General features: G+C 59.7%; 9 protein-coding genes and 1 pseudogene. 7 read left to right on the top strand and 3 right to left on the bottom strand.

Annotation, left to right across the window (positions count from 1 at the left end):
- From V8352_RS18375 to V8352_RS18365, 3 genes are all read right to left on the bottom strand, one after another.
- Positions 1-236, bottom strand: a 236-nt coding sequence (locus V8352_RS18375) for a cbb3-type cytochrome c oxidase subunit II (protein ID WP_336425745.1), incomplete at its 3' end; no start/stop codon positions are given.
- Between the two features lie 4 nt (positions 237-240).
- Complete coding sequence (gene ccoN / locus V8352_RS18370) at positions 241-1878, bottom strand: cytochrome-c oxidase, cbb3-type subunit I (protein WP_336425744.1); 1638 nt, start codon at positions 1876-1878, stop codon at positions 241-243.
- Positions 1878-2315: an RrF2 family transcriptional regulator gene (locus tag V8352_RS18365; RefSeq protein ID WP_336425743.1), complete on the bottom strand. Its 438-nt coding sequence runs from the start codon at positions 2313-2315 to the stop codon at positions 1878-1880. Before V8352_RS18365 ends, ccoN begins: the two co-directional genes overlap by 1 nt.
- 90 nt (positions 2316-2405) lie before the next feature.
- On the opposite strand from V8352_RS18365, the gene V8352_RS18360 reads away from it, so the two are divergent.
- From V8352_RS18360 to tnpA, 7 genes and pseudogenes are all read left to right on the top strand, one after another.
- On the top strand, positions 2406-2864 hold the full coding sequence (locus V8352_RS18360) for a group III truncated hemoglobin (RefSeq protein WP_336425742.1): 459 nt from the start codon (positions 2406-2408) through the stop codon (positions 2862-2864).
- A gap of 12 nt (positions 2865-2876) precedes the next feature.
- Entirely contained in the window at positions 2877-3365 is a 489-nt protein-coding gene (locus V8352_RS18355; RefSeq protein ID WP_336425741.1) for a hypothetical protein, read from the top strand.
- A gap of 40 nt (positions 3366-3405) precedes the next feature.
- The gene (locus V8352_RS18350; RefSeq protein ID WP_336425740.1) at positions 3406-4101 is read left to right on the top strand and encodes a 5-formyltetrahydrofolate cyclo-ligase; all 696 of its coding nucleotides are present in this window, start codon (positions 3406-3408) and stop codon (positions 4099-4101) included.
- A complete protein-coding gene (locus V8352_RS18345; RefSeq protein ID WP_336425739.1) occupies positions 4098-5303 on the top strand; it encodes an NnrS family protein in 1206 nt (401 codons plus the stop codon). Before V8352_RS18350 ends, V8352_RS18345 begins: the two co-directional genes overlap by 4 nt.
- A gap of 12 nt (positions 5304-5315) precedes the next feature.
- Entirely contained in the window at positions 5316-5630 is a 315-nt protein-coding gene (locus tag V8352_RS18340; RefSeq protein ID WP_336425738.1) for an NnrU family protein, read from the top strand.
- The gene (locus V8352_RS18335; RefSeq protein WP_336425737.1) at positions 5587-5961 is read left to right on the top strand and encodes an NnrU family protein; all 375 of its coding nucleotides are present in this window, start codon (positions 5587-5589) and stop codon (positions 5959-5961) included. The genes V8352_RS18340 and V8352_RS18335 overlap by 44 nt, the downstream gene beginning before the upstream one ends.
- Before the next feature lie 43 nt (positions 5962-6004).
- Positions 6005-6402, top strand: a pseudogene (gene tnpA / locus V8352_RS18330) (IS200/IS605 family transposase).
- Positions 6403-6408: the final 6 nt, after the last annotated feature.

Below are 6408 nucleotides of genomic sequence, written 5' to 3'. Positions count from 1 at the left end.
TCGGCGAGACTGCGCACCATCTGGCTGTGACAGGCATAGCACCCCTCACGGATGTAGATTTCGCGCCCGGCCAGTTCCAGCGGCGTGTGCGGACGCAAGTCATCCGGCAGCTCAACGGTCTCATCAATGACGAAAAGAGGCGCGATTTCGACGATTCCGCCGATCGAGGCGGCGATGATGATCCCGGCCACCAGGCCCATCGAGGCTTTTTCAAGATTGTAATGGAGTTTCAGCATCAGCTTACTCCGCTGCTTGGGTGTTTAGAGGGCGATCAGCGGCAGATTCATTGCTCGGTTGCGCTCTGCGCGCCGTGGCTTGGCAATTGAGCGCGCAGATTACAGCACCACTCAGGAACAGCGCGCCGCCCAGCGTGCGGGCCGCGTAATAGGGCGCCATGGCCTGCACGGATTCCACAAAGCTGTAGGAAAGCGCCCCGTTCTCGTCATAGGCCCGCCACATCAGCCCTTGGGTGATGCCAGCGTTCCATAGCGAGACGACGTAGATGAGTGTGCCGGAAATCGCGAGCCAGAAGTGCCATTCAACTGCCTTGGGCCAAGCCATGTGTTCGCGCCCCGAGAGTTGCGGCACCAGCGTATAGATTGCGCCGAAAACGATCATCGCGACCCATCCCAGGGTGCCGGAATGCACATGGCCGACCGTCCAGTCGGTGTAATGGGATAGCGAATTGACCGGGCGTATGGCGAGAAATGAACCTTCGAAGGTGGATAAGCCGTAGAATACGGCGGCCACGAACATGAAGCGCAGGGTCGCGTCGTCGCGCACCTTGTGCCACGCTCCGTTCAGCGTGGCGATCGCATTGCCCGCTGATGCCCAGCTGGGCACCAGCAGCATGATCGAGAAGGTCATCCCAAGCGTCTGAACCCAATAGGGCAGGGCGGTGTAATGCAGATGGTGCGACCCCACCCATATGTAAAAAAAGACAATGCCCCAGAAGCTGACAATCGACAAACGGTAGGACCAGATGGGCCGCCCTGCACGCACCGGCAGGAAGTAATAGAGCATTCCCAAGAAACCAGCTGTGAGGAAGAACGCAACCGCATTGTGGCCATACCACCATTGGATCATCGCGTCCTGGACTCCCGCCCAGATGGTGAAGCTTTCAGCCACTGTCCAAGTTACCGGCAGCGCGAGGTTGTTGACGATGTGCAGCATCGCCACAACTAAGATGAACGCCATGTAGTACCAATTGGCAACGTAGATATGCGGTTCATTCCGGCGGGCCAGAGTGCGGATATAGAGCGCGAAATAGGTCACCCAGACCACGACCAACCAAATATCGGCATACCATTCGGCTTCGGCGTATTCCTTGGATTGGGTGCTGCCCATCAGGTAGCCGGTTACCGCCCAAACGCAGAAAAGGTTAAATCCGATCAGGATGAACCACGGACTGATCGCATCAGCCAGTCGCGCGCGAGATGTGCGTTGTAGCACGTGAAATGATGTTGCGATCAGAGCGTTGCCACCGAAACCGAAGATCACACTGGTCGTATGCACCGGACGTAGCCGTCCAAAGCTGGTCGCGGGCCACATCGGGGTCGCTTCCGGCCAGTACATCAGCGCAGCCACCCAGACGCCGACACCCATCCCGATGATCGCCCAGATCAGCGTCATGCTGATTCCGAAGCGCGTTGGAGCATCATAATAGCGTGTCAGCCTGTCAGGGCCCGGCTCTGCGTAATCGTAAAGTGCGCCGCCAATCAAAAACACCAGGGCGAGCCCCAAAGCAAGCGCCATCCCTCCATGCACTGCCATAGGTCCCTCTCGCGCTGCGGCGGCCATGAGAAACCCCATCAATGCAAGCGCGACCGATAGGCCAATGCCAACACGCCGTTCCATTTGGGTGAGGGTTGCTAACATTAATGCTCTCCTGTTTCTGCACGGAGGTTCGAAGCTGTGGTTAGAGCAATGTCTGCGAGGGTTGAGCGATCCATATCAGCCATGAATGATCTCTCTGCGGATCGTAGACGCGACTTCAACCGGCAGCGTCCGTCGATCGTGCAGTCCCCTCCGTCGGCTGAGAGGCATTCGACCAGTGGCTGTCCGTCTTCCAGCAGGCGGATTATGGCGCCCAGTCGGATCTCGGCCGCTGGTATCGCAAGGATTGCACCACCGCCGCTGCCTCTCCGGGTTTCAACATATCCGGCTTTCGCAAGCCGCTGCATGATCTTGGTCAGATGAGTCCGCGACAAGCCGAATTCTGCCGCAAGCTCTGCGGTTGAATAGGCGCGGGCCGGGTCGCTTGCCATGCGCATGAGCATCCGGAAACCGTAGTCGGTGAAGGTCGTGAGGCGCATGTTCGGGATGCTCCAATCCTTAATGAGTATTTACAATACCTATTACCAGCCATAGACTGGAATGCAAGGCAGCAATCACGAGGGCCCGAAATGACGCTACTCGATCCGACGCAAGGAATCGCCTCTGTCCGCCCGGAAATGACCGCAAGAATAATGGCCGAGACCGGACTCGATGAGGCCTTGTTGCGCACCCTCGTGCATTCCTTCTATGCCCGCGTTCGTGACGATGACATTCTTGGCCCTATCTTCTCTGCGCGCATCTCCGACTGGGGGCCGCATCTGGAACGTATGGTCGCGTTTTGGTCTTCGGTGGCGCTGATGACGGGACACTATCACGGGCGTCCAGTTCCTGCGCACACTCCACTTCCCATCGCGGCGGAACACTTCGACCGTTGGCTCCAGCTATTCCGAGAGACGGCGCAAGAGGTCTGCACACCGGAGGGCGCCGCACACGTCATTCTTCGCGCCGAACGCATCGCGCGTTCGCTTCACATCGCTGTGGCGGAGGCGCAGGCCTCTCCCGATGCGGTGCCTTCACTATTTCGATGACAGGAATCTAAGATGCCTGACAGCCTGTCCCTCCATGACGCTGTAGAAGTTACCCGCTACATCGAAGTCCGCTATCACGCACCAAATCGCGTTCAGCTGGCTTCCTTCGCAGCGATGACTGAACAGATGGAAACAGCATATTTTGGTGACGAAGCCGAGCAAGAGGGCGTGCCCGATCTGTTGCCACACATGATGGCCGAAGGGGATGTGCATATGAACGAAAAAGTGCTGATCCTCTGTCCTGCAATTCGCAAGGGTGGTGACCCAAGCATCGGAAATTCAATTGCCGGGATGCGCGCCGATCCTGACCAGCACGACGGTACCACCAGTCAGATCGGGGTATTGTCCCCTGACCGTATTCAGGTTTGGGGTGCACGCAGAACACGGACCCACCTTCATGAAAGCCTTTCAGTTTTCATGAATGCTCTGACTGACCGGATACGATTGGAGAATGATCTTCTTTTTCCCCAGTTCGGGAATGTGATCCTGTCAATGCGTTAAACGTGTCCATCTTGGGGCTATCAAATGGAGGAGGCGCGAAATGTCTGGGAACAGTGACCGCTCGCGGCATTTTGCTTCGCCGCCTTGCATGGCCGGCGAGGTGGTGCCTGACTATGTCGACCCGTTGGCAGTCGATCCGAGTCAGGCACGCGATGTTGCGCGCTGGCGCAGTGCGGAACGGATACGGCTGGCTGGCGTGCGGGACGCACTGGGTCAAACTGGACGGGCGCGGGTCTCAGAGCAGATCGGCGCGCATTTGCGAGCCGTGCTGACCGAACGTGGGGTAGGGCGGGATACCGTCCTGGCCGGCTACTGGCCAATCAAGGGTGAACCGGATCTGCGCCATCTGTTGAGTGAGTTGCACCGCGCGGGCGTCACCGTTGCGCTGCCCGTCGTGGAAATCCGCGAGGCGCCTTTGATTTTTCGGCGCTGGACGCCCGAGACGAAAATGGTGCGCGGCGACTGGAATATTCTTATTCCCCCATTCGAGGCAGAAGCCCTTAACCCGGATTTCTCGCTCGCCCCCTGCCTTGGCTGGGACGGCGGCTGTTTTCGGCTTGGCTGGGGCGGTGGCTATTTCGACCGGACGCTGGCCATTTTGGCGCCGCGGCCCGTGACGATCGGCATTGCGCTCAGCGCCGCACGCCTCTCCACGATTTACCCGCAACCCCATGACATTCCGCTTGACCTGATCCTGACCGAGGACGGTGTGACGGTGACAAGGACAGACAGATGACCTCGACCTCTGAACAGATGCGCGCCTGGACAGGCCCCGCGATCCTGACTTTCGGGTTCCGCCCTTTCTTCTTCGGTGCGGCGGTCTGGGCTGCGCTGGTCATGGCGCTCTGGGTGCTGATGCTGTTTGGTAGCTTGCGCCTGCCGATGGCCTTCGATCCGGTCAGCTGGCATGCGCATGAGTTTCTTTTTGGCTATCTGGGGGCCGTGGTCGCGGGTTTCCTGCTGACGGCGGTGCCGAACTGGACAGGGCGTTTACCGATCGTCGGCTGGCGGCTTGGCATGCTGGCGCTTTTGTGGCTGACGGGGCGCGTGGCGTTGGCCGTATCGGTCGGCCTTCCTGCAGGGTTTGTGGCGGCTGTCGATCTGGCCTTTCCGGTAGTCTTCGCGCTCTCCATCGGGCGTGAGATCGTGGCCGGCAAGAACTGGCGCAACCTGATCGTGCTGGGGATGTTGGGCGTGTTCATCATTGGCAACGCGCTGTTTCACTGGGAGGCCGCACGCGGAGGGTATGCCGCGCAAGGCTATGGCCTGCGGCTGGGGCTGGGCGCGGGCATCATGATGATTGCAGTCATTGGTGGGCGCGTGGTTCCATCCTTTACACGTAACTGGCTGGTAAAGCGGCAAAGCAAGATTTTGCCCGCGCCGCCGATGCAGGCATTCGACAAGGTGGCGCTGGTTGCTTTGCTGGTGGGGCTCTGCCTTTGGGTTGGCCTGCCTTTGCATCCGCTGACGGGCGTGACGCTTGCGGTGGCGGGAGCGTTGCACCTGATCCGGCTGGCTCGCTGGGCGGGGCATCTGACGCTGGCCGAACCGCTGGTGACGGTACTACATGCTGGCTACGCCTTTGTGCCGCTCGGAGCCTTGGCGCTGGCGGCGGAAATCCTTGCACCCGGTTCCTTGGGGATGGCCGGCGCGCAGCATCTGTGGATGGCGGGGGCGATCGGGCTTATGACGCTGGCGGTGATGACGCGGGCCACGTTGGGTCATACAGGCCAATCGTTGACGGCAGGGGCCGGCACCCTCGTGATTTACTTGGCTTTGGTCTTGTCGGTGCTGGCGCGGGTCGCAGCTGGGATATGGCCAGATCTGTCGGTGCCACTGAGCACGGTTGCGGGCGCGGGCTGGATCGTGGCCTTCGGAGGCTTTGCCGTGGTCTATGGTCCCCTTTTGCTGCGACTGCCGGCCGCCAGGCGGCGATGAGAGGGCGCGCGCATGGGATGGCTTGAAGTCAGTGTTGCCTATGCCGTATTTTTTCTGTCGCATTCTATCCCGGTGCGCCCGCCCATACGGCACTGGTTGCAAAAGCGCCTGGGACGGTTCGGCTTCACGCTTGCCTATTCGGCGCTGTCGCTGGGCGTTCTGGCGTGGCTGATCGGTGCGGCGGGACGTGCGCCGTATGTACAGGCTTGGGGCTGGGCATCTTGGCAGGCGTATGCGCCATTGGCCGTGATGCTGCCGGTCTGTCTGATCCTTGCACTGTCAATTGCGCGGCCCAATCCGTTTTTCCTTTGGCGGAGCGCAAAATGAACGCTTCGACGCTGCGCGGCCCGGCATTGTCCGCTGGTCGCGCCATCCCTTGCTTTTGGCGATGGCCCTTTGGGCCGCAGCCCATATCGTGCCGAATGGCGATCTGGCGCATGTCATCCTATTCGGCACGTTCGCGATCTTCGCGCTTCTTGGCGGTCAGCTGATCGACCGTCGCAAGCGCCATGAGATGGGTCCCGAATGGCAGCGCCTGAGGAGGGTTGTCGCAGTCGCACCGCCGGTACTTCACTTTCCACTTAATGGATCGAAGCCACCGGCTTCCAGCCGGTCCGCTTCAGCGAATCTTTCTGTGATCTTCCTCCCCGGAATCTGAAGCCCCCGAAGGGGTATGGCTTCAGATTCCGGGGAGGAAGATCATGCGCTACTCGTCATCCGCGCACACGCGATTTTATCACAGATACCACGTCGTGTGGGCTACGAAGTATCGTTACAAGGTTTTGCACGGCGCGATGCGAGAGCGTATTCGTGAGATTATCATCCAACGTGCAACGAGCTTGGTGTGCATATCGTCAAGGGCGTTCTGGCGCGCGATCACGTCCATATGTTCTTGTCGATCCCGCCGAAACTGTCGCTCTCCGATGTGATGCAGCGCATCAAGGGCCGCTCGTCCCGCCGGATCCAAATGGAATTCCCAGATTTGCGCAAGCGCTACTGGGGAAGGCGCTTTTGGGCACGTGGGTATTTCTCCACCACATCGGGCAACGTCACCGACGATATCATCAAGCAGTACCTGGAATTACATTCCTCCAAGTGATGCCTC

This window comes from Roseovarius sp. D0-M9, from assembly GCF_037083805.1.
GTDB lineage: Bacteria > Pseudomonadota > Alphaproteobacteria > Rhodobacterales > Rhodobacteraceae > Roseovarius.
Note: the sequence above shows the minus strand (reverse complement) of the source record. Positions and strands in the feature narration are given on the sequence as shown.